The organism is Granulicella aggregans, assembly GCF_025685565.1.
Classification (GTDB): Bacteria; Acidobacteriota; Terriglobia; order Terriglobales; family Acidobacteriaceae; genus Edaphobacter; species Edaphobacter aggregans_B.
On the sequence record NZ_JAGSYE010000003.1, the window covers coordinates 309,475 to 332,298 of the forward strand.

The 22,824-nt window shown below is 60.2% G+C and carries 13 protein-coding genes, 2 tRNA genes and 1 riboswitch; of the genes, 10 read left to right on the forward strand and 5 right to left on the reverse strand.

Annotated features, from left to right (window positions below; translation table 11 throughout):
• The first annotated feature begins 115 nt into the window (after window positions 1-115).
• A riboswitch (glycine riboswitch) is annotated at window positions 116-211 on the forward strand.
• Window positions 212-333: 122 nt separating this feature from the next.
• Window positions 334-3,336 carry an aminomethyl-transferring glycine dehydrogenase gene (gcvP, locus tag OHL18_RS16655; protein WP_263376003.1) on the forward strand — a complete coding sequence of 1,001 codons (3,003 nt, stop codon included), beginning with the start codon at window positions 334-336 and terminating at the stop codon, window positions 3,334-3,336.
• A gap of 279 nt (window positions 3,337-3,615) precedes the next feature.
• Here the strand turns inward: gcvP and OHL18_RS16660 are convergent, their stop codons facing one another.
• Window positions 3,616-4,290, reverse strand: coding sequence for a Crp/Fnr family transcriptional regulator (locus OHL18_RS16660; protein ID WP_263376004.1), 675 nt, complete (start codon window positions 4,288-4,290; stop codon window positions 3,616-3,618).
• A 348-nt stretch (window positions 4,291-4,638) separates the two neighbouring features.
• On the opposite strand from OHL18_RS16660, the gene OHL18_RS16665 reads away from it, so the two are divergent.
• The 3 genes from OHL18_RS16665 (at window position 4,639) to OHL18_RS16675 (ending at window position 10,369) form a co-directional block, all read left to right on the forward strand.
• Window positions 4,639-6,549 (forward strand): proline--tRNA ligase, encoded by a 1,911-nt coding sequence (locus OHL18_RS16665; protein WP_263376005.1) that lies wholly within the window; start codon window positions 4,639-4,641, stop codon window positions 6,547-6,549.
• A gap of 384 nt (window positions 6,550-6,933) precedes the next feature.
• Window positions 6,934-9,483: a transglycosylase domain-containing protein gene (locus OHL18_RS16670; protein ID WP_263376006.1), complete on the forward strand. Its 2,550-nt coding sequence runs from the start codon at window positions 6,934-6,936 to the stop codon at window positions 9,481-9,483.
• Between the two features lie 457 nt (window positions 9,484-9,940).
• On the forward strand, window positions 9,941-10,369 hold the full coding sequence (locus OHL18_RS16675; RefSeq protein ID WP_263376007.1) for a hypothetical protein: 429 nt from the start codon (window positions 9,941-9,943) through the stop codon (window positions 10,367-10,369).
• Between the two features lie 27 nt (window positions 10,370-10,396).
• Here the strand turns inward: OHL18_RS16675 and OHL18_RS16680 are convergent, their stop codons facing one another.
• Entirely contained in the window at window positions 10,397-11,908 is a 1,512-nt protein-coding gene (locus OHL18_RS16680; protein WP_263376008.1) for an ATP-binding protein, read from the reverse strand.
• 300 nt (window positions 11,909-12,208) lie between these two features.
• Window positions 12,209-13,666 (reverse strand): PAS domain-containing sensor histidine kinase, encoded by a 1,458-nt coding sequence (locus tag OHL18_RS16685; protein ID WP_263376009.1) that lies wholly within the window; start codon window positions 13,664-13,666, stop codon window positions 12,209-12,211.
• Between the two features lie 422 nt (window positions 13,667-14,088).
• On the opposite strand from OHL18_RS16685, the gene OHL18_RS16690 reads away from it, so the two are divergent.
• From OHL18_RS16690 to OHL18_RS16710, 5 genes are all read left to right on the forward strand, one after another.
• A tRNA-Gly gene (locus OHL18_RS16690) sits at window positions 14,089-14,163 on the forward strand.
• Window positions 14,164-14,244: 81 nt separating this feature from the next.
• Window positions 14,245-14,319 (forward strand) — tRNA-Cys (locus OHL18_RS16695).
• Window positions 14,320-14,639: 320 nt separating this feature from the next.
• Window positions 14,640-15,548, forward strand: coding sequence for a tyrosine-type recombinase/integrase (locus OHL18_RS16700; RefSeq protein ID WP_263376010.1), 909 nt, complete (start codon window positions 14,640-14,642; stop codon window positions 15,546-15,548).
• A 275-nt stretch (window positions 15,549-15,823) separates the two neighbouring features.
• Window positions 15,824-16,237, forward strand: coding sequence for a hypothetical protein (locus tag OHL18_RS16705; RefSeq protein ID WP_263376011.1), 414 nt, complete (start codon window positions 15,824-15,826; stop codon window positions 16,235-16,237).
• 237 nt (window positions 16,238-16,474) lie between these two features.
• A complete protein-coding gene (locus OHL18_RS16710) occupies window positions 16,475-17,908 on the forward strand; it encodes a YecA family protein (RefSeq protein ID WP_263376012.1) in 1,434 nt (477 codons plus the stop codon).
• 238 nt (window positions 17,909-18,146) lie between these two features.
• On the opposite strand, the gene OHL18_RS16715 is transcribed toward OHL18_RS16710, so the two are convergent.
• Window positions 18,147-18,476, reverse strand: coding sequence for a hypothetical protein (locus OHL18_RS16715; protein WP_263376013.1), 330 nt, complete (start codon window positions 18,474-18,476; stop codon window positions 18,147-18,149).
• A 231-nt stretch (window positions 18,477-18,707) separates the two neighbouring features.
• On the opposite strand from OHL18_RS16715, the gene OHL18_RS16720 reads away from it, so the two are divergent.
• A complete protein-coding gene (locus tag OHL18_RS16720) occupies window positions 18,708-20,270 on the forward strand; it encodes a Fic family protein (protein ID WP_263376014.1) in 1,563 nt (520 codons plus the stop codon).
• Between the two features lie 363 nt (window positions 20,271-20,633).
• Here OHL18_RS16720 and OHL18_RS16725 read toward each other — a convergent pair whose 3' ends face one another.
• Entirely contained in the window at window positions 20,634-22,667 is a 2,034-nt protein-coding gene (locus OHL18_RS16725; protein ID WP_263376015.1) for a winged helix-turn-helix domain-containing protein, read from the reverse strand.
• Window positions 22,668-22,824: the final 157 nt, after the last annotated feature.

Here is a 22,824-nt window from a genome sequence, read left to right on the forward strand (position 1 = left end):
CTGACAACATCGTGTGTAACTTCCGGAGATGCACCAGAGATTACCTCCCAGCGAGCGACTCCCGTTTGCCCTTCCACCACTCTTCCATCTACATTTAACTCAGTGGTAAACAGCGAATGCTGTCGCGGGAGAGACCGGGCCTCCATAAACCCCGGCGCCGAAGGAGCAACCGCCCCGGAAACTCTCAGGCAAAGAGGACCGCGACCAGCTGTATCAACCTCTGGAGAGAGGCATCTATCGAGATGTCCGCCGACGGGATAACAATCTCAGGCACACGGACAGAGGGGGCGCACCAGGCAGGCTGATGACTCAGCCGCAAAAGGATCGCGCCCCATGAATCTGACGCCCCCCACTTCCGACCAGACGCCACTCGAACAAGACCAGACCTCCGACGCCACCAACGACGCCTCCGCGAACGACACCAACACCCTCGAAGCACCGGTCGCCGTGTCGATCGCGCACGATACCCCCCAAGATTACACAGACGCCTTCGCCCGCCGCCACATCGGCCCCTCCGCGGCCGACGCCGCCGCCATGCTCAAGGCCATCGGCGTAAGCTCCATCGACGAGCTCATCGCCCAGACTGTTCCCGACACCATCCTTGCCCCCGGCGAGTTGACCTTCGGCCCCGCGCTCACCGAGCCTGAAACTCTCGCCTATATGCGCTCGGTCGCCGCGAAGAACAAAGTCCTCAAATCTTTGATTGGGCAAGGTTATTACGGCACGCTGACACCCGCCGTCATCCAGCGCAACATCCTCGAGAACCCCGCCTGGTACACCGCCTACACGCCCTACCAGCCGGAGATCAGCCAGGGCCGTCTCGAAGCCATCATCAACTTCCAGACCATGGTCGCCGACCTCACCGGCCTAGACATCGCCAACGCCTCGCTCCTCGACGAAGCCACCGCCGCCGCCGAAGCCATGGCCATGGCCAAGCGCGGAGCCAAGTCCGCAGCCGCCAAATCCAACACCTTCTTTGTCGACCAGAACTGCCATCCCCAGACCATCTCCCTCCTCGAGACCCGCGCCAAGCCCTTCGGCTGGACCCTCGTCATCGGCGATGCCGCCACCGACCTGAAGCCCGAAGAAGTATTCGGCGCGATCTTCCAGTACCCCGGCACCAAGGGCGACATCGTCGACTACCGCGAGACCATCGCCGCCCTCCGCGCCACCGGAGCCGTAGCCGTCATGGCCACCGATCCCCTCGCCCTCACCCTCCTCGCCTCGCCCGGCGACCTCGGCGCGGACCTGGCCATCGGAAGCACCCAGCGCTTCGGCGTCCCGCTAGGCTACGGCGGGCCTCATGCTGCGTTCTTAGCAACAAAGGATGAGTTCAAGCGCAACCTGCCCGGTCGCCTTGTCGGCGTCTCCATCGACGCGCGCGGATCGAAGGCCTACCGCCTCGCCCTCCAGACCCGCGAGCAGCACATCCGCCGCGAGAAGGCCACCTCCAACATCTGCACCGCGCAGGTCCTGCTCGCCGTCATGGCCGGAATGTACGCCGTCTATCACGGGCCTGAAGGCCTCAAGGCGATTGCAAACCGCATCCACACCAAGACCGCGAAGCTGGCCGCCGGTCTCGACGCCCTCGGCTACAAGATCACCACCAAGCTCTACTTCGACACCATCACCGTCGCTCTCCCCACCGAGACCGAAGCCGAAGCCATCCACGCCCGCGCCGTGGAAGGCGGCATCAACCTCCGTCGCACGAGTGCAAAAGAGATCGGCATCTCCCTCGACGAGACCTCCACCGAGGCCACCATCAAATCCGTCTGGGAGGCCTTCTGCCCCGGCAAGAATCCCATCTTCTACAGCGACGCAGCCGAGCAGTCGCTCCCCAAAGACCTGCTGCGCACGAGCGCCTTCCTTACCCATCCCATCTTCAACCAGTACCACTCCGAGACCGAGATCCTCCGCTACATGCGCCGCCTCGCCGACCGCGACCTCGCCCTCGACCGAGCCATGATCCCCCTCGGCTCCTGCACCATGAAGCTCAACGCCACCACCGAGATGCTCCCCATCTCCTGGCCGGAGTTTTCGAACATCCACCCGTTCGTCCCCGCCGACCAAGCCGTCGGCTACGCCGAGATGGTCGCCGACCTCGACAAGCGCCTCTGCCAGATCACCGGCTACGACGCCTTCAGCTTCCAGCCGAACTCCGGCGCTCAGGGCGAGTACGCAGGCCTCCTCGCCATCGGCGCGTACCATGCCAGCCGTGGCGAATCACACCGCAAGATCTGCCTCATCCCCGCCTCCGCCCACGGGACAAACCCAGCCTCCGCGCAGATGGCCGCGATGGAAGTCGTCGGCGTCCTCTGCGACGACCACGGCAACGTCGACGTCGAAGACCTCCGCGCCAAGGCCGAAAAGTATTCCGCCACCCTCGCCGCCGTCATGGTCACCTACCCGTCCACTCACGGCGTCTTCGAAGAACGCATCCGCGAGATCTGCGAGATCGTCCACGCCCATGGCGGCCAGGTCTATCTTGACGGAGCGAACCTCAACGCCCAGGTCGGCCTCGTCTATCCCGGCAAGTTCGGCGCGGATGTCTCGCACCTCAACCTGCACAAGACCTTCTGCATCCCCCACGGCGGCGGCGGCCCCGGCGTAGGCCCCATCGGCGTCCGCGCCCACCTCGCCCCGTTCCTTCCCGGCCACCCGAACCTCGACTCGACCAGTCCTGTAGGCCCAGTCTCCGCAGCGCCCTATGGCTCCGCCTCGATCCTCGCCATCTCCTGGGCGTACATTCTGCTCATGGGCGGCGAGGGCCTCACCGCCGCAACCGAGACAGCCATCCTCAACGCCAACTACATCGCCACCCGCCTCGACCCGCACTTCCCCGTCCTCTACAAGAACGAGCACGGCCGCGTCGCCCACGAGTGCATCCTCGATCCGAGACCGCTGAAGGCTACAAGCGGCGTCAGCGTCGACGACCTCGCCAAGCGCCTCATCGACTACGGCTTCCACGCTCCGACGATGAGCTTCCCGGTCGCGGGAACGCTGATGGTCGAACCAACCGAGTCAGAATCAAAGGCCGAGATCGACCGCTTCTGCGATGCCATGATCGAAATCCGCAAGGAGATCCGCGCCGTCGAAGTGGGTCAGCACACGATCACGGAGAGTCCGCTTCGGTTCGCCCCACACACGGTCTTCGATCTCACCGACGATGTCTGGGACCGCGTCTACACCCGCAGCCAGGGCTGCTTCCCGCCGACCTCACGCCGTCACGACAAGTACTGGCCCCCGGTCAACCGCATCGACAACGCCTACGGCGACCGCAATCTCTTCTGCTCCTGCCCACCCACAGCCGAGTACGCCGAAGCCATCAGCGAATAGTCCTGGCTCTTTTTGTTTGTCATTCCCGAAGGGAATCTGCTTCAACACCGCCACAAATCCGGGTGCCCACCCATGCAGCTTCATCGCATGGGTGGGACATTCGTGCGAAGCACGAACCGCTCTCTCACCCCTCCCGCACAGTCACCCTTATAGAAACGTCATCTCGACCGAAGCGGCGGACGGCTTCATCGTCCGTCGCGAAGTGGAGAGACCCCCGCATTTGTTTTTTCAGCCGTATGCGGCTCCATCATCGCGAATTGTCTTGAGAGAACACCACCACTACTCTTTCGGCAGAACCATCTCATACGCCGACTTCACAATCTGGTAGCACTCACAGCAAGCGCCCTCCAGCTTCTCCCGGTCCGCGATATGGATCTTCCCGCGCTTGTAGTCGATCATCCCCTGCCGCTGCAGCACGCCCGCCGCCACCGTCACGGTAGACCGTCTTGAGCCCAGCATCTGCGCCAGGAACTCCTGCGTCAGCATCAGCAGTTCGCTCTCGCTGCGGTCCGCCGACGCCAGCAGCCACCGCGCCAGCCGCGCCTCCACCGGGTGCAGCCGGTTGCACAGGACCGACTGCGACATCTGCACCGTCTGCAGGTACATAAAGTCGTAAATGAGCTGCGCCAGCATGCCGCCCTTCAGAAACTCCTCGCGCAGCACCGAAAGCCGTATTCGCAGCCCATGCCCCGCTCCCTGCACCTGAACCGAATGTTGCATCTGCGGGTGGCCCAGCAGCCCTGCCAGGCCCGAGAACCCCTCGCGCCCGATCACACCCACCTCCACCGACTCGCCCGACGAAGTCAGCGCGTCCGTAGAGATCAATCCAGTCAGCACAAAGTAAGCATGCTCAATCGGCTGGTGCGGCTCGGACAGCCTCATGCCCAAAGGGAGGTCGACAGGCACGAGATATCTTCCCAATGTGGCAAGCTGGCCTTCAGGCAATCGTGACAAGATCAAATTCTGTGGCACTTTTCTCTCTGGTACGTGCCATCGTTCGATTGCCAACTTTAGCTTCCTTTTTACGAGCCGTCGCTTCTGGTTCCCGGTAACGCTCGAACCTTGCGGCTGCATAACTGGGGGATAGTGAGATAACACTACCTCGGCGTTTTGCCGCATGTCTGTCGGCTAACCTACATATAGCGAAGGACTTGTTGACTTTCTCGAAACCATGAACCACACCCGGCAAGATGCCTTCGATTCCCATCCCGCCACTTCCACCCCATGCCCTCTTCGGCCAAAGTAGAATGGATAGGCAGCTTCGCTCCGCCCGTTAGGGCGCTGAAAGGTATCACCTAAAAAATGCAGCAGGCTCGAAAGCAAGTCGTCCACCGCTGGTCGCAACTCTTCATTCCCACCCTGCGTGAAGCCCCCACCGACGCCGAAGTTGCCAGCCACAAGCTCCTGTTGCGCGGCGGCTACATTCGCCAGCTCGGAGCCGGAATCTACAGCTATCTCCCGCTCGGCCAGCGCGCCATCAACAAGATCATCGCCATCGTCCGCGAAGAGATGGACGCCATCGGCCAGGAGTTCCTCCTGCCCACCATCCATCCCAAGGAAGTCTGGGAGGCCAGCGGTCGCTGGACCGTCATGGGCGACAACATGTTCCGCCTCAAGGACCGCAAAGGAGCCGAGCTCTGTCTCGGCATGACCCACGAAGAGGTCATGACCGACATCGCCCGCAACGAGCTCCGCAGCTACAAGCAGCTCCCCCAGATCTGGTACCAGATCCAGACCAAGTTCCGTGACGAACCCCGCCCCAAATCCGGCCTCCTCCGCGTGCGCCAGTTCCTCATGAAGGACGCCTACAGCTTCGACATCGACGAAGCCGGTCTCGACACGAGCTACCTCAAGCACGACGCCGCCTACCGCCGCATCTTCGACCGCTGCGGCCTGGAGTACGTGGCAGTGGAGGCCGACTCCGGCTCCATGGGCGGATCGCAGTCGCAGGAGTTCATGGTCTACACCGAGGCTGGCGAAGACCTCATCGCCTCCTCCGCATCCGGCTACGCCGCGAACCTGGAAAAAGCCGTCTCCGTCCTTGCGCCCGTCGAAGACCTCGCCCCCACCGGCGACGGCCTCCCCGAACTTATCCACACCCCCGGCAAGGGCGCGATCGCCGACATCTGCGAGTTCCTCGGCATCCTGCCCTCGCAGGACATCAAGTGCGTTGCCTTCATGGGCACAGTCGCCGCTCCGACCGCAGACACGCCGCTGCGTCCCGTCGTTGCCTTCCTCCGCGGCGACCACCAGGTCAACGAGACCAAGCTCTGCGCCATCGCCGGAGTGGCCGAACTCCGCCCCATGCTCCCCGCCGAACTCGAAGTGCACATCGGCGGCCCCGCCGGATACCTCGGGCCTGTCGGCATCGCCGAAGTGATGACCCAGGGCTCGCTTAACGGCCTCAACTCCGGCAAGCCCATTGACAAGCTCAAAGGAGTGCTCCGTGAGGATCGTACCCCCGCAGTAGCGAATCGATTGATTCACGGCACGGATCCAAGTCTGCTCAAGACCATCGTCATCATGGATCTCGGCCTGCAGGGCCGCAGCAACCTCGTTGCCGGAGCGAACAAGCTCGACTATCACTTCCGCAACGTCACCCCGTCGCGCGACTTCACCGTCACCGCGACCGCCGACATCCGGAACGTCCTCGAAGGCGAGCTCGACCCCATCGGCCACCAGCCCCTGCGCCTCGGCAAGGCCGTCGAGATCGGCCACATCTTCAAACTCGGCCGCAAGTACACCCAGAGCATGGGCGCGACTGTCCTGAACAAGGACGGCAAAGAGGTCACGCCCATCATGGGCTCCTACGGCATCGGCATCGAGCGCATTCTGACCGCTGCCATCGAGACCTCCGCCGCGAAATTTGCGTCTAATCCAGACAACAAGCAGGAAAGCTACGCCCTGCCCGCAGCCATCGCCCCTTTTGAGGTCGTCGTCACCATCACCAACGTCAAAGAGTCCGACCTCCTTACCGCTGGCGAGTCCATCGCCTCCGACCTCGCCGCCGCCGGCTTCGACGTCCTCCTCGACGACCGCGACGAGCGCGCCGGAGTCAAATTCAAAGACGCCGAGATGATCGGCATCCCCTACCGCATCAACATCGGCAAAAAACTAACCGAAGGCAAAGTAGAACTGGTAGACCGCCTGCTAAACCAAACCCAGGACGTAGCCCTGACCGACATCGTCTCCACTCTCCAACGCACCCTCTAACCCGCGACTTGCTATCACACTCACAGATACGTCATCTCGACCGGAGCGAAGCGCAGTGGATAGACCCCCGCATTTCGCTTTTGTCTTCGCACTTGCATTTGTCTTTGCACTTGCACCAAGCACCACCAAAAATCTGTCATCCTGAGCGAAGGCACTCGCAGCATCATCGCGAGCGCCGAAGTCGAAGGACCCCGATGAAGCGAACGCAACCACAACCGCTCGAACCTTTTAGCCCCGAATCCGTACCTTCACCAGAGATTTCAATCCAGCGGTATTCGTGGAGTAGCGAAAATACGGGGATTCTTCGCTCCGCTCAGAATGACGGCGCATGGAACGCATGGATCTAACCCGAGAGCGCACTGAGCACAGACCCACCCAAACCAAATGCCCGTAAAACTCAAACTCGGCAACCGCAGCAAATCCCGCAGCACCTTCGGCGGCACCCTCCTCCGCGGCGTTCTCCTCCTCGCTCTCGGCTGCGCGATCCTCTTCGCCTGCATCTTCGGCGTCCTTTACTTCAAATATCAAAAGGTGGTTGACGACCGCCTCGCCTCAGGCCCGCTCTTCGCCAATAGCGCCCAGATCTACTCCGGCTCCCGCGAGATCCGCCCCGGCCAGCATCTCACTGCCGGCACCATTGCCCGCGAGCTCAAGTCCGCCGGCTACAACACGAACAACGATCTCGGCACCTTCCAGCTCTCCGGCGACAGCATCCAGATCAAGCCCGGCCCGCAGTCCTTCCACTCGACCGACGGAGCGACGATTGCCACCGAAGACGGCGTAGTCACCTCCATCACCGCCGAGAACGGAGCGTCCCTCCAGGGCTATAAGCTCGAACCGCAGCTCATCACCGCGCTCTCCGAAGACAAGGGCCGCGTCAAGCGTCGCCTCGTGAAGTACGACGAGATCCCCCCGCACATGGTTGAGGCCGTCACCTCCATCGAGGACCGCCGCTTCTTCGAGCACGGCGGCGTCAACTACCTTCGCCTCATCAAGTGCGGCGTCACCGACGTCATCTCCGGCAAGAAGCGCTGCGGCGGCTCGACGCTCACCCAGCAGCTCGCCAAGAACCTCTTCCTCTCGCCCGAAAAAAGCTACAAGCGCAAGATGATCGAGCTGCTCATCACCTTCCAACTCGAAGCCCGCTTCAACAAGCAGCAGCTCTTCGAGATGTACGTGAACGAGATGAACCTCGGCCACCGCGGCAGCTTCGAGATCAACGGCGTAGGCGAAGCCTCGCAGGCCTTCTTCGGCAAGGACTTCAAACAGCTCGACCTGGCCGAGTGCGCGACCCTCGCCGGGATGTTCCAGCGACCGAGTTACTACAACCCCTACCGCTCTCCCGAGCGCGTCATCGAGCGCCGCAACGTCGTCCTCGACTCCATGGTGGAAACCGGCGCGATCACCGCCTCCGAAGCCAACCGCGCCAAGGCCGAGCCCCTCCGCCTCGCTCCGCCCAACGTCGACGCCAGTGAAGCGCCCTACTTTGTCGACCTCGTCCACGATCAACTCGTCCAGCGCATCGGCGACCAGGCTATCGGCCAGCAAAGCCTCCGCATCTACACCTCGCTCGACCCCGACCTCCAGCGCGCCGCCTCTGAAGCCGTCGAAGCCGGCATGAAGAACGTCGACGAGCTCATCCGCAAGCGCCACAAGGCGGGCGACACCAACATCACCTACCCGCAGGTGGCCCTCGTCGCCATCGACCCCCACACCGGCCAGATCCTCGCCCTCGTCGGCGGCCGCAACTACACCACCAGCCAGCTCGATCACGCCGTAGCCGAACGCCCCACCGGCTCCATCTTCAAGCCCTTCGTCTACGCCACCGCCTACAACACCTCGCTCAACGGCACCGACCTCGACGGCGAAGGCGTCTTCACCGCCCTCACCAAGCTCAACAACGACTCCCAGGACTTCGGCACCGGCGGCCAATCCTACATCCCCGGCAACTTCGAGCACGGAGAATATCCCGGCATGGTCCCCGCCGTTCAGGCCATCGCCCACTCGCTCAACATCGCCACCATCGCCCTCGCCCAGAAGGTCGGCTACGAGAACGTCGCCGCCCTCGCCCGCTCCGCCGGCATCGTCAACGCCCGAGGCACACCGTCGGTCGCCATCGGCACCTACAACGCCACGCCCATCGACATGGCCGGCGCCTACACCGTCTTCGCCAACAACGGCGTCCACCTCAAGCCCTGGCTGCTGGCCAGCGTCCGCAATCCCAACGGCGACATCGTCGCCGACTACGCCCCCGAAGCCAAGCAGGTCCTCGACCCACGCACCGCCTACCTCACCCAGTCGCTGATGGAAAACGTCATGACCTTCGGCACCGGTGCCTCCGCCCGCGCGCACGGATTTACCGCGCCCGCCGCAGGCAAGACCGGCACCTCCCACGACGTCTGGTTCGCCGGCTACTCCTCAAATCTCCTCTGCGTCATCTGGGTCGGCAACGACGACTACACCGACATCTCCCGCAACCTCACCCGCCCCCTCCAGGGCGCGGACGCTGCCGCTCCCATCTGGGCCGAGTTCATGAACCGGGCCATCAAGCTACCCCAGTACTCGGACATGAAGCCCTTCACAGCCCCCTCCGGCGTCCAGAAGATCCTCGTCGATAAGGCCACCTATCTGCCCGCGGACAGCACTTGCCCCGTCGACTACTCCATCGCTTTCCTCGACGGCACCATCCCGCAGAGCACCTGCAGCCACATGGGCGAGTCCCAGCAAAACTTCTTCCAGAAGCTCTTCGGCATCGGCGGCAACAAACCCGAACCCCAGCCGACCCAACCCAATCCCGACGGCAACGCCGCCCCGGACGTAGCTCCCGGCCAGCAGCCTCCGCCGAAGAAGAACATCTTCAAACGCATCTTCGGCGGCGGCGACAAACCCAAGACTCCCCCACCAAACCCTGATCCCAACGCCCCACCCCAATAGCCCCCTTAAGAAACCGTCATCTCGACCGGAGCGAAGCGGAGTGGAGAGACCCCCGCATTTGCCTTCACCTTCACCGCCCAAAAACATCCTGTCAAACTGGGTGCCCCATATCTGGCAGTCTCATCGCCAGATGTGGGAACGGTGCCCCAAAATTGTCCTCCATCCACGACCCCACCCAAATTCCTTGTCAAGCCCCAGTCCCCCACAACCCCATCATTCCAAACGATATAAAAGTTGCCCAAAGGATACCTGCAACTTGGTATCCTTAACTTAGATCGGAAAGCGAAAGGCCCGGACACCGTCCGGGCCTTTCGCCGTTAACTCATCCCTCAAAGAACAAGATCCACCGTTTCAAGACTTTAGCCAAAGGTTCCAGGCCAAACCATTCATTCCAGGAAGCTTACAAGAACATCCGAAACGCCCCCGGGGGAGCAAAAAAACGAACAAAGGAGCTGAGATGTACCCTCTCTGCACCCACATCAAATCTTCCGACGGCAAAGTCTGCCAATCCCCAGCCCTCAGGGGAACCGACCTCTGCTACTACCATTACCGCTGGAGAAAGCAAAAACCGTCCGCAGCCCGTGCCGTTCCACCGAAGAAGAAGGCGGCCTCTCCCAAAAAGGATCGCGCCCTCCCCTTTCAGTTCGACGACCTCGACACACCGGAGTCCATCCAGACCGCGCTCTCGCTCGTCGCCACCGCCATCGCGCAGGACAAGTTGGACCACAACCGCGCCTCCGCCATCCTCTATGCCCTTCAGATGGCGAACGCCAACATCTCCAAGCTCAGCTACGCCCAGCAAAACCAGCAAAACCAGGAGCAACAGGAGACATGGGAGCAATACCTCAAAAGAACAGGCTTCGGAGCGGCCGCGACCCCCGCCTGACCTTCTCCCTGTTCCCTTCTCCCTGCCTCAATAAGCCTGTGCCTGATTCAACGGCAGCCTAACCTGAATACACGTAGCCCCCGCCTTCGACTGCACGCTCATACTTCCCGAGTGCTTGTTGACGATCCGCTGCGCCGTATCCAGCCCCAGCCCCAACCCGCGTCCCGGAGCCTTCGTCGTGAAGAACGGCTCGAAGATCCGGGAACGCAGCTCGTCCGGAATCCCCTTCCCGTTGTCCCAGATCTCCACCAGCGCCGACTGCCCAGAGAGCGTCGTCTTCAGCCGCAGCGTCGGATCGTGATCGGCCGTCTCCTCCATCGCCTCCAGCGCGTTCTCGATCAGCGCCGTCCACACCTGGTTCAACTCGCTGCCATAGGCGCTGATCCTCGGCAGAGCCGAATCGTACTCCCGAAGCACCGTGATCCCCTGCAGCCGCGACTGCAGCATCGCCATCGTCCGCTCGATCGACTCCGCCAGGTCCACATCCTGGATCGGTGCCTGGTCCATGTAGGAGTAGTCCTTGATCGCCGAGATGAGGTCGAAGATCCGCACCGTCGAATCGATCACCGTCTCCGCCATCCGCTCTACCCGCAGCGACATCGCAAACGCCGGAATCCCCAGCGCCATCAGCTCCGGCGAAGCAATCTCGGCCAGCTCATCCAGTTGCGCGATCGTCAGCGGACTCTCCGCCAGCGACGGTGCCAGCGCCCAAGCCTCAGGAATCCCGTGGCCTTCGAGCCACTCCGCGAGCGCATCCTCCCGGTCCGCGATCACCAGCGGGCTGAACCGCGCATTGGTGATCTCACAGAAGTCCGCCATCTGCTCTCGGGTGCGCTCGTACCAGGCCTTCAACGCGATGTTCTGTTCGTCAGAGTGGATCGCCCTTCCCAGATCATGACGGGTCTGACCAAACTTCTTCAAGTCCCCAAACAAGCTCGCCGCCGCCCGCTGCGCCGCCGACGCCGGATTGTTCAGCTCATGCGCCAAATTTCCCGCCAGCTTGCCCAAAGCCGTCAGCTTCTCGCCCTGCTGCTCCATGCGCGTCACTTCGCGCGTCCGGTCGAGCAGCACCGAGACGCACCGCTGCGTCATGGATGGAATCGCCGCCAGCATCTCCGGGAACATCGACTCATCGATGTTCAACGACCAGCCATTTCCCACACAGTATCCGTCGCCACCGTAGGTCTTCATTCGCGAGTACGGAATCTTTCCCGTCATCTGCCCGGCGCGTCCGATAAAGACCTGCGCCGCCGACCCCTTCGCCCGCCGAACATGGATCTCGCCCTTCAGGATGAAGTGCATCTTGTCCACCGGCCCGCCGTCGACGAAGACCAGGTTGCCGTCCTCGCCCACCCACTCGGTCCCGCGCGTCGCCAGCCATTCATACTCGCGATCACTCAGCCCCTGCAGCGGAGCCACGCTCTTCAACGCTGCCACAATCTGCTCCACCGGCGTCGGAACCAGCGGCTCCGACATGAACACACGAGGCGCAGGCGCCGGCATCGTTGCCAACAAATCGTAGCTACTCTGAGTGCTCATACATTCCCTCCCGCGGCCCCATCGGCATCGCGTCCGTTCATCCGTTCAATGTCTCTATTGTGACAGGTAAGACTCTGAGGGAAACCTCAAGATGAAACGTCATCTTGAGCATCCGTGCCCCATTCATCGCAGCACCATTGCGATAATTGGGACCGCCATAAACTCGCAGGCCCAAACCTAAAAACCCATTTGTATGCAGAATAGATGACAAGATCTCGCTCAACGTTACAAATAAGATCAAATGTGTCCGTATTTTAGATACGCACAACATGCGCGATAGGTTCCAGCAAAACTGCCGCCCTACCCTTCAGATCCACCCAGGCTCCGCAGCCCCGCATTCTCCACCGGCAGCCAGATCGCAAAGACTGTTCCCACCAGACCCCGCACCCCGACACCGGCACGCCGAGTCTTTACCGTCACCGTTCCATCATGCTTGTCGATAATCCCCTTGCTCACCCAGAGCCCCAACCCGGTCCCGGTCACGTCCTTCGTCGTGTAGAACGGCTCGAACAGGTGCGGCATAATCTCCGGGCTGATCCCCTCCCCGGAGTCCGCAATCGTGATCCGGGCACCGTCCCGCATCTCCACGTCGCAGGCCGGCCGAACCCGCACCGCCAGCCGGCCACCGTTTGGCATCGCATCGATCGCGTTCCGAATCAGGTTGTTCAGCACCTGCCGTATCTCGCCTTCCAGGCAGAACACCTTCGGAGAGACCGTGATCTTCCAGTCCACGCCAATCCCGCGCACCAGAAATCGTCCGCTGTACAGCGAGACAATCCCCTGTAGCAGTTCGGCCAAATCCACGGGCGAAGGATTGTTCTGCTGCCGGTGAAACCGCAGCGTCTGCACCGTAATCTCGCTAACCCGGGTCAACTCTTTCTGCGCGATCGCCGCGTACTCCTGGATATCTTCAATACTCTCCGTCTGCCGGATCAGGTACAGCAGGTTCGTCAGCGACTCCAGCGGATTGTTGATCTCATGCGCGATCGCCGACGCAAGCTGCCCGACCGCCGCAAGCTTCTCGGACTTCCGCAGCATGTCCTCCTGCAGCCGGTCCTGCGTAATGTCGGTATTTACCGCCACCGCTCCGATAATCTGATCCTTGAGCACGATGGGTGCAGCGTCGCTCTGGATCCAGATACCTCCCCGGCGGATGGTCTTCTTGCTTGCCTCGCCTTGCAGCGCGCGCTCCATCGTATTCAGTTGCGACGGGAAGTTCTGCCCCGTCATCTCCATCGCGCGCCGGTTCAACCGCATCTTCCCGTCCGTCGTCTGGATAAAGATTCCATGCGGGATGCTCTCAATCACGGCATCGAGTTCAGCCGTCCGCCGCTCCGCAAGCCCGTACGCCTTCCGTAGCTCCTCCTGCTGTTGCCGCATCTCGCTCACATCCCGGAACGTGACCACCACGCCGGCAATCTTCCCGTCGATATGTACCGGCTGCGCCGAGATCTCCGCCAGAAACGCGCTTCCATCCTTGCGGAACATCGACTCCGTGATCTGACGCAGCGCCCCTTTATTGCGGAACACCCCATACACGGGGCAATCCTCGTCCGGGTACTCGCGACCATCCGCATAGTGATGATGAGTGAGCGCGTGCATGTTATTGCCCAGCATCTCTTCACTTTCGTAGCCAAAGATTCGGGTCGCAAGCTGGTTCACAAACGTGCAGTTCCCATCGAGATCCAGGCCCCATATCCCTTCGCCGGCTGAATCGAGCAGCGCCTGCCAGTGCCGATCCTGCCAGCCTTCAACCATGGAGCCCCTGCTTTCCAACTGTGTCTGCAACAACCGCCCACCTTCCAACCCAAAGACCGCCCACCGTAAATCGCTTACTGCAGATCGATTACTGTCGACCTGCTTCTATCGGTAGGATGCACGATGGCGCGATTTGGCCCCCTCCTATTGATGCATTCGTTGGCGATACGGAGACACCTGCCGGGACATGCCCCAAGACACGTCCCAAGACACGTCCCAGGACGCCTGTGCGAATCTTCAATGCGCCGACGTACGGCCAATGCCTCGAATAGATTGACTTACGATCCAATCTTTTTCGCACCTGCGGACCAGAGCCGCATGCACACCGGTGTTTACAGCGACTGCGCATGCAGCATGCCCTCTGCAGAACTCCCGTCGCGTTGACCTCACTGCAACGAGCCGCTATACTTCATTACAGGTGAGCGGGAGTAGCTCAGTGGTAGAGTGCTTCCTTGCCAAGGAAGATGTCGCCGGTTCGACCCCGGTCTCCCGCTCCAATCAGCGCCAGTTCGCGATATGATCCCCAGCAGCCTGCTGAGAGCGTTCATGAGTGATGGGCCTGTTTTCAGCCTGCCCGAGGCGCGGTACCCAAGTGGTAAGGGAGAGGTCTGCAAAACCTTTATGCGTCGGTTCGATCCCGACCCGCGCCTCCAAATTATCTTATTGAAAACAATAGGCTTGATCGGATGAGCTGTTGTTTTGTGTCAAAAACGTGTCTAATCCTCTTTGACATCAGTTGCAGAGAGCGAGGCACACGATCACTACCACTCCCCTCATCACGATCTACGTCAGGCATTCGGTCGGCTGCAAGTATGAGGGCGATGAGTTCGCCAAGCGTTGCGATTGCCGCAAATGGCTCCGCTGGACCCCGAGCGGCGGGGTACGTCAACGCCGTAAGGCGGACACTCGCTCATGGGCTGAAGCGGAGCAGTTCAAGCGAGACCTAGAAGACCAACTAACAGGCAAAGCCGTCGTGCCTGAGACCTCCGGGACAAAGGACATCCGCGCCGCCGTCAAAGTGTTTCTCGATGACAAAAGGGTTCAAGGTATCACTGCCGATGTAGTGGCAAAATACGAGCGTGAACTTGGACGGCTCGCCTCGTTCTGCGAGGGACAAGGTATCTACACCGTTCAGGGTTTGACTCGGGAGCTCCTGACGGGATTTGCTACGACTTGGGAATCCTCCTACCCGTCATCCCAGACGCGCTCCGTGGTGCGGACCCGCTGCCGTGGCTTTCTGCGCTACTGCTATGAGGCGCAGTGGATACCCCGGATACCTTCCCTGCCGAAGATCACCGTAGACGAAGCACCGACGATGCCCCTTGACGCGGACGAATACACCCGATTGCTTAAGGCCGCGGATAAGTTTGAGGGACCGCCGCCGACCTCTCACGTCCGTGCGTTGGTGCAACTTATGCGTTGGAGTGGTCTCGCTATCCGTGACTCCTTGACGTTGCGCTCCAACCGGATCATTCACCTGGGGACACGCTACCGCGTGGTCACAGTTCGCCAGAAGACGGGGACTGACGTCAGCGTCGTCCTCCCGCCAGATGTCGCACGAGAGATTCTTGCCGTGGCCGGAACGAAATATCTCTTTTGGGACGGTAAGAGCGACATCGTCAAGAGTTGGACGAAGTACGTGATCGCTCCACTCTTCAAGGTTGCGAAGATCGAACGTGGAGGCAACATGATGAGCCATCGCCTACGCGACACGTTCGCGGTGGATCTGCTGGAGAAGGGCATACCCATGGAGGACGTGAGCAAATTGCTGGGGCATGGCTCTATCAAAACTACCGAGCGCTCTTACGCCAAGTGGGTTAAAGGAAGGCAGGATAGGCTAGACAGCCTTCTGGAAGGTACGTGGGCAGCACCGACCAAATAGAGCGCAGATGAGAACGGGCAACAACTGCAAATTGACGCACCAGCTTGATGTGCTAGCGCCGCAAGGCATAGGGGTTCAAGTCCCCTCCTCCGCACCAATCTGAAAGTAAAGGACTTACGAGATGGCCAGCCCGAAACGGCTGGCCATCTTTTTCGCCACTGTAGTGGTTTTTGTAGTGGTTGTAACCAACTTTCGTTTTTGGCAGGGGCTAACCGAGCGGTTTCGCCGGTTGCCCGCCGTACAAATGGACGATGTAGGCTACACAGGGAGACACGATGATGCGCCCCACCCCGCAGAGCATTCCAATCAGCGCGTTGCACCAAGAGGCCGGCGCCCAAGATCTCGTCCGTTCGGAAAAGATGAGGCCGTATCTGGAGCTGCTCAAGGCCCATATCGGAGGGCAGGACACAGCGCCATACCTGGCCACATTAGCCGCACTGCCACTCGAAGAAAGATACGTTTGGCGGGTCATCTCCGCCTTGAAGTGGGCGTTCTGCGATCTCGAAACCGAAAACGTACTCGCCGATCTCGAAACCCTCTCCGAAGACGACCTCAAGTTGATTGCCGAGCCGATCGCCATGCGGGCAATCCAGTTCTCTTTGTTTGCTAAGGCCCTGCTCGGACAGGAAGCCGCCGAGCAAATCATGTTGCGGGCCACAAGGATTCTCAAACAATCTGACAACGGATGACCGCGCAGCTACCGGACAAGATCACTTCCGAAAGAGCGTTTATCTTGAGTTATTCGATGGAGCTTGTCGTCGCCGCTCGGGAAAGCCTCACAAGATCACGTACGTCGATTCCGATACCGTGACCGACGATTTCAGCGATGAGAGCATGTTGCGTGATTTACAGCTCTGCTGACGCAAAGACCCTAGCCGCTTCATACTTGTCGATCATCCAATCCTGCCCGGATTATCATCTACAGCATGGCCACAACAGGACGAAATGACCCGTGCCATTGCGCCTCGGGCAAGAAATACAAGCATTGTTGCTTTCAACTCGAAGAGAGTAGGCCGAAGCTCGTCGACACTCTCAAGGTCGCAGACAGCCTACGGGATCGAAACCATGCTCTCCTCATTGCGCTGAACGAGATTTTCAGGCTTGATCAGCCGTGGGAAAAAGTGAAAAGCGGTATGACGGATGCCCGTATCAAAGAATTCTTCGATTTCGCTGCGGCTCTGTGGCCGACCGATACAAATCTTGCCGCATTGTTGCCGACGCCAGATAGCAGCCTCCGTGCGCTCTACCTTGGCGAGTACGACCCCGAAGCAATGGTGGAGAATGTCTTTCGCTTTAGTCTGTATGCCGATGAAATCATCCTCATCAATCCCTTCGACAACCCCAACTGCCTCGCGGACAAATATAACCCGGTTGTTCATCCAGAAGAGTGGAGGATGCAGACGTTGCGCATCGTCTACCACCTTCGCATGCTCGCGCCTTGGATTGCTGCCGGCCTCGTAACGCTCATACCTGATCCAGGAGATTTCGACTACGCACTGCGCACGAAGACTTGGGCAATGGGCACCGAACGGATAAAGAAGAACCCAGTTACGCGCGAAGATGTCGAGATTTCATCGGCAAAAAACCGCGCCATGGACTATTTCCTCATGGCACCTCCGGAGTACCTCGCGGCAAAAATCCGTGAATCAGATCCGACTGCGACCGCGGAGATGGTCGAAAAAGTTCTCGAATATGTCGCCTTTCGAAAGAAAAACGATCCTCTTCTCCTCGACCAAAACCTCGATCAAATGCCTGGTCAGCTCCAGGTGTACAAAACCGGCACAGGCTTAGAATTGGGACTTTACCTGTGCCAGACGATGGGAGCGTTTCCCTACACGAACATCCCTTTTAGGTGGCGCGAGATCATGACGGCGGGCGATCAACTCAGCCCGGACGCGCAGGTATGGAGCCCACTTACAAAAGCGTTTGGCAACTTGGACTTCAAATTTCTCGACAATGTCGATCCAAACTTCGCAGTGACAATGCGGAAGGAAGGACGTCTGGAGAGCTTCAGGAGCTACACCCGTAAACTCTGGAAGACGGTCGGCGGCGAACTCGATCTGAATAAGGCCGACTCCTTGGCGCGGGATTTTCGGGACGAGCTGACAGATGAATACGCAAAAGCCCAAGCTGATTGGGCTGCTATCGACCGCGACCTCCTGAAATGGGGCGTGCCAGCAATCGCGGGAGCGGCGCAGGCAGCCGTGAGTATGGCGACGGGACATTACAATCTCGCACTTCCCGGCGGGGGATTTGCCGTCAAGGGCGTCAGTGAGCTGATTCAATCGCATTTGAAGAGGAAAGAGTTTCGTAAGAAGACGCCGCTCTCGGTTTTCATCGATCTTGAAAAGAAGAGGTAGATGTCATGGCTCGGAAGCCGGTCATGAAGTTTTGGCTCAATTGGGGACAGGCTTTGAGAACTTGGCGTTCCTCTGGATTTGAAACTCCTCATAAGTCGGCTTCTCGGAAGTAATCGGATCTCAACGACGGACGTGACGATTTTGCGTCAATTCAGAATTCGGCTTCTCGTCACCGATCCATTGCTGGCAAGAGGCGCGTTACGGAGACTAAGCCTCAAAGCCGGCTGATTTAGGAGACTCAGGCCGGAAAGTAGCACGACCATGTGATGTGGACGAACTCGCTGAAATCCTTTGCGCTGTTTTCATCATGGGGACGACCGAACCTGTGTCCCGTCAACTCCACAGCGGCGATTCGCTCGATGGGGTAGGTACGGTTGCCGTGTGAGTACCATGGCCCTGGGTCGCTAGCCCAATAAAACCCCTTCACGACTTCCTGCTCTGCGCTGTCGTAGCCAAGCGTGTACCCCTCCAGGGTCTCGGTGCGCAGCTGTCCTTCATTATCAGTGAACTCAACGCGCATGAACTGCCGGGTGCGTATTCCTGAAAGGATCGACTCTCTAACCGTCATTATCCCAACCTCAATTTAGAATTTCCGGCTCCCGGCCCGAATACCCCATTCTACTATGATGCCAAGATTAGTCCTGTGAAGTCGGCTCGTGGGAAGTCATGCCTACCTGTAGACCCTCGGCAATCAGTGACCTAAGCCGCCTCTAGCGCCTATAGTCTCGACATAATAAGATAAAAAGCGTACACCAGGAAAAGCTAATTTCCGTGCAGCGGGAAAAGCTAAGGGAGCAACATGGCCACACCCTCCGAGAAACTAGCGCAGTCCTTGGAGGCTCTTGCCAAGCTCCAGAAGTCAGACGGTGGCGCAGCCATTCGTGCAAGGGATCTGTCTCGCACACACAGGGAGCGGCTGCTCGCTCAAGGCTTTCTCCAACCGGTTCTAAAGGGCTGGCTCATCCCGAGCCGCCCGGACGATGCAACGGGTGAGAGCACGGCCTGGTACGCCTCCTACTGGCAGTTCTGCGCGGTCTACCTCAGAGAGCGTTTCGGAACGCAATGGTGCCTCTCCCCGGAACAATCCCTGTCGCTCCATGCCGGCAGTTGGACAGTGCCTCGCCAACTGATGGTGAGGGCGCCCAAAGCCCGGAATGCCGTCACCAAGCTCCCGTATGGCACTTCCCTCCTCGATCTTCGCTCTTCCCTGCCCGTAGCCGCTGATCGGCAGGTTGTGGACGGCCTGCAGGTCTTCTCGCCGGAGTCCGCCCTCGTCGAATGCTCTCCCAATTTCTTCTCCCACAACTCGACTGACGTTCGCGCTGTTCTATTGATGATCCGCGATGCCTCCGGGCTTCTGGCCCGACTGCTGGCAGGAGGACACACCATCATTGCGGGGCGTCTGGCCGGAGCCTTTCGCAACATCGGGCGCGATCGCATCGCGGATGACATTGTGAAGACGATGACTGCTGCCGGTTATGCAGTTCGGGAAGCCGACCCATTCACCGATAGGCCGAATCTCGTTCTCCGCACCCGTGAAACATCCCCGTATGTAAACCGAATACGGCTGCTTTGGCAAAAGATGCGAGAGCCGATTATTGAGCGGTTCCCAAAAGCGCCGGGGACGCCGCGCAATATCGCGGCCTACTTGAAGCGCGTGAACGAAACCTATGTCACCGACGCTTACCACTCGCTGTCCATCGAAGGATACCGCGTCACGGCAGACTTGATTGAGCGAGTCCGCGCTGGCTCATGGAATCCTGAGACGAATGAAGGCGACCGGGAGCAGCGAAACGCGATGGCAGCGCGTGGCTACTGGTTGGCGTTCCAGTCCGTGCGGGACGGCGTTGGGCGAGTTCTGCGTGGCGACAATCCGGGGCAGGTTGCGGATGAAGAGCACGGTGACTGGTATCGGGAACTTTTCGCGCCCAGCGTTGCATCTGGCATCTTGAAACCCATGGACCTTGCCGGGTATCGCAACAGCCAAGTCTACATTCGGAAGTCCATGCACGTCCCACTCAACCGCGATGCGGTGCGGGACGCGATGCCAGCGTTCTTCGATCTCCTCCGCGAAGAAGCGCACCCGGCGGTGCGCGTCGTGCTGGGGCATTTTCTCTTCGTCTACATTCATCCGTACATGGACGGAAACGGACGCGTCGGTCGTTTCATGATGAACGTGATGCTGGCATCTGGTGGATACCCTTGGACGGTGATACCAGTTGGGGATCGCAACGCATACATGAGCGCCCTGGAACGTGCGAGTGTCGGTGAAGACATTATTCCCTTCGCCGACTTCATTGCGGGCCTCGTGCGCAAGGGGCTCGCGGGAGAGCCCTTGCCGGCTGTGCCGAAGTCTTCCTGATGGCTGACCCCGCGCAACCGGACGGTCGCTCTGTCACTATAGTTCCATTATTGAATCATACTGACATACTCAGATCGCTCAGTGAGCGACTCGGCGATTTTGTATCATTCCAGATATGCTCAGGGAAACTACAAGCACTCCAAACACGTCCGCCCACCAACGACCATGGGAGCGGGCTCAAGTAAGCTGAACCACACGCGCGTCGCCGAAACCCCTGTGCCTGATTCCGTAGCTTGCTGTGATACTCGAATCTGGAGAGGAAGGTTAGCGGACGCCTTCGGACGGCGGGGAGAGGTCTTTTTCAACTACAAGATCGGTATGCACGCCAGCATATGGCAAATGCGTCGCTTGCCTAGACAGCCATCATTGGGGGAACCCATTTAAGCCAAACTGATTGAGCAGCGCGATAAACTCCGAATTTTGATGCAATGGCTTGTAGGCCGGATTCGCGGCGATCTGTAGCGCTTCCGTGGAGTGGCTTTCGAGCAGGCCTTTCAGCTCGGTCATCGTGTCCTTCCAGTCGCCAGCGTAGGCGTGCCACTCTGCGGGGACGAAGTCGTACTCCTCGTAGCTTATGCCTTTGCGTGTCGCGATGGCATGCAGCCGGACACGAGCGTACGCCACCACCCCGCCGCGATGGAACGCCTCCGCGCCTTCTTCTTCCAGGTTTGCGCGCTCGGGATTGTTGCCCAGCAGCGCGGCGCGGTGCCACTCTTCGATCGCCGCGGCGTACCTTCCCGAGGCCCAGAGGTTGTAGGCGTTCTGTTCGTGTGCAAGTGGCCAATCGGGCATCTTGCGTAGCAGAATCTCAGCCGCGCGGTCTGCGCGGTCGAACTGCCGTGCAGTGTCCGCAATGTAGATCTCGGTCATATACGGCGGTGCCCAGTCCGGATCGGCAGCGTGCGCCTGGTCGATTTGCTGCAGGGCAAGGTCGTATTTGCCTTCGGTGCAATCCAGAATCGAGAGCCACTGGTGGTTGGCCGCGTGAAAGGGGTCGAGTTCGGTTGCCTGGAGCAGTTGTTCGTCCGCTTCACGGAAGTTCCAGTCCTTGTTCAAGGCGACTTCGCCAAGCATGGCGTGGGCCTCGGAGAGCGAACGGTCAAGCGCCACAGCCTGTGTCGCGTAGCTGCGGGACTTTTCCAGATTGTCATTCCGATCCGCCGCGCCATGCTGGGAGAGGACGAAATAGGCGCTGGATAGGCCTGCATCGGCTTGTGCGTAGTTCGGTTCCATCCGCAGCGCATCCTTGAAGTTCTGGATCGCCAGTTGGATATCGCCGTCGGTCCATCGCGCCAGGTAGGACCTGCCTCGCAGATAGGCCTCATAGGCTTTGGGCGAGACCGGTTTCGCCAGTGTCAGCGCGTCCGCCCGTTGCGGCGTGTTCAGCCGCTGGAAGATGTCGCGGTCGATGCGATCACGCACAGAGGCGAGCTGGTCCTTTGAGCATACGTACTGGAGCGAGAACAGGTGTACGCCGTCGCTGCTGCGCACCAGCTCCAGATGCAGCTGGACCTGATCTCCGGCGAGCGTGAACCTGCCGAAGAGGATGGTGGAGATGTTGAGTCGCTGGGCGCGGGCCTGAATCTGGGATTCATCGGCCATAGCGGGTGGGGCGAGGTCGTCGAAGGAGTGGGCCGCGCGGATCTCGATGGCGGGGATCTGCGAGAGGGAGTCGGCGAGGTCGAAGCGGAAGCTCTCCGCAAGATAGCCCGCGCCGTCTCCCGAGACCGCGAAGGGAACGATGCCGAGCGACATGGGCCGCGCCGCGATCGATCGTTGCGAGTAGTACTGTCGGACGCCAAGCACGGCGGCGAGAACGGCGACTGCGGACAGGGCCAAGGCGGGCCAACGATATCGCCTAAAGAACGACCACTTTGAGGGCATCGGGACGGCGGCCGGGGTCTTCCAGGGGAGCTCTATCGCCGAAGAGGCGGACAGAGGCTGCTCCGTAGCCGCCTGGGGAGGGACTGTGTCGAGGGAAAGAACAGGGTGAAGGCCGGAGGTGGAGCGCTCCGGCTCCGGCGCAACAGCTTGTTGGATGGAGGGTGAGTTTGGCGCGGGGAGCGGGTGGAACTCCGCCTTGAACCGGTAACCACGCTTGGGGATGGTCTCAATATAGTTGGCCGACTTTGCGGACCGATCACGCAGTACGGCCCGCAGCTTGCAGACGGCGCGATTGATGGAGTGATCGAAGTCTACGACCTCGCCAGCGGGCCAGAGCTGACGGCGAAGGTCCTCGCGAGCGACCATGTCTCCGCCGCTTTCGATGAGGATGGTCAGCAGCCGGGCGGCCTGATCGGGAATGCGGAGGGGCCGTCCGTTACGGCGCAGCTCTCCCGTGCGGCAGTCGAAGACAAAGATCGAAAACGCGAAGACCGAGCCCGATTTGCCTTTCATACGCCATTCTAGGCAGCGGATTTCATGGAAGTAAAGCGGGAAATGGTAATTGAGAAGCCATAACTTTAGACGGCCCCTTATTTTTCGGAGCCGTTAACTCCTTGATTTGAGGATGCTTGCGCGGAGATAAAAAACGAATAAAACGAGGCGCGGGCAC

What these genes read in the sequence shown, in the direction of transcription:
- gcvP (WP_263376003.1), top strand. Translation starts at nt 334, where the DNA reads ATGAATCTGACGCCCCCCACTTCCGACCAGACGCCACTCGAACAAGAC.
- OHL18_RS16665 (WP_263376005.1), top strand. Translation starts at nt 4,639, where the DNA reads ATGCAGCAGGCTCGAAAGCAAGTCGTCCACCGCTGGTCGCAACTCTTC.
- OHL18_RS16670 (WP_263376006.1), top strand. Translation starts at nt 6,934, where the DNA reads ATGCCCGTAAAACTCAAACTCGGCAACCGCAGCAAATCCCGCAGCACC.
- OHL18_RS16675 (WP_263376007.1), top strand. Translation starts at nt 9,941, where the DNA reads ATGTACCCTCTCTGCACCCACATCAAATCTTCCGACGGCAAAGTCTGC.
- OHL18_RS16680 (WP_263376008.1), bottom strand. Translation starts at nt 11,908, where the DNA reads ATGAGCACTCAGAGTAGCTACGATTTGTTGGCAACGATGCCGGCGCCT.
- OHL18_RS16685 (WP_263376009.1), bottom strand. Translation starts at nt 13,666, where the DNA reads ATGGTTGAAGGCTGGCAGGATCGGCACTGGCAGGCGCTGCTCGATTCA.
- OHL18_RS16705 (WP_263376011.1), top strand. Translation starts at nt 15,824, where the DNA reads ATGATGCGCCCCACCCCGCAGAGCATTCCAATCAGCGCGTTGCACCAA.
- OHL18_RS16710 (WP_263376012.1), top strand. Translation starts at nt 16,475, where the DNA reads ATGGCCACAACAGGACGAAATGACCCGTGCCATTGCGCCTCGGGCAAG.
- OHL18_RS16715 (WP_263376013.1), bottom strand. Translation starts at nt 18,476, where the DNA reads ATGACGGTTAGAGAGTCGATCCTTTCAGGAATACGCACCCGGCAGTTC.
- OHL18_RS16720 (WP_263376014.1), top strand. Translation starts at nt 18,708, where the DNA reads ATGGCCACACCCTCCGAGAAACTAGCGCAGTCCTTGGAGGCTCTTGCC.
- OHL18_RS16725 (WP_263376015.1), bottom strand. Translation starts at nt 22,667, where the DNA reads ATGAAAGGCAAATCGGGCTCGGTCTTCGCGTTTTCGATCTTTGTCTTC.